This is a genomic window from Amycolatopsis stemonae, assembly GCF_054781455.1.
Map to the genome: position 1 here is coordinate 1 of NZ_BAAGUJ010000043.1, position 549 is coordinate 549.

Annotated in this window: 1 protein-coding gene and 1 pseudogene; both read right to left on the reverse strand. The window is 66.1% G+C overall.

The genetic code is table 11. From position 1 onward, the window contains the following. Window positions 1–201, reverse strand: a pseudogene (locus ACYVLJ_RS47935) (IS3-like element ISRhosp1 family transposase); the annotation flags it as partial. Continuing rightward, window positions 198–485 carry a transposase gene (locus ACYVLJ_RS47940; protein ID WP_460443746.1) on the reverse strand — a complete coding sequence of 96 codons (288 nt, stop codon included), beginning with the start codon at window positions 483–485 and terminating at the stop codon, window positions 198–200. The gene ACYVLJ_RS47940 and the pseudogene ACYVLJ_RS47935, both read right to left, overlap by 4 nt. Window positions 486–549: the final 64 nt, after the last annotated feature.

The following is a 549-nucleotide window of genomic DNA, read 5'->3' on the forward strand; positions in this document are numbered from 1 at the left end:
CCCGTAGGCGCGCCGGTGCTCGGCATGAATCGAGGCGATCAAGGTGACCAGGTCGGCCTCGACCGCCGCCCGCTGGGCCCGGGCCGTCTCGGCGGCGACCCACTCGTGGAAGCCCTGCCGGCGCAAGCCCAGGACCTGGCACAACCGCTGGACACCGAACTCGGCGCGGTGTTCGGAGATGAATCGGTAGCGGTAGATCATCGATCCATCTCGCGCGCAAAATAGGCGGCTGCCTTGCGCAGGATCTCCTTCTCCTTCTGCAGCTCAGCGACCTGTTTCCGCAACCGCTGGACCTCGTCGGTGAGCTCGGGGTCCTCGGACGGTCCGGCGTCGGCGGCCTGCTTGGCGATGTTGACCCACGAGCGCAGGGTCTCGTGGTTGACGCCTAGTTCTCGGGCGATCTGCCGCAACGGCCGGTCAGTGGAGTTGACCAGCTCGATGGCGTCACGACGGAACTGCTCCGGATACTTCGACCTGCGAGACACCAGGACATCCTCCCTCCAGACCACTGTCTGGAATCAAGGTGTCCGGCCCCAGGGGGCAACTCCA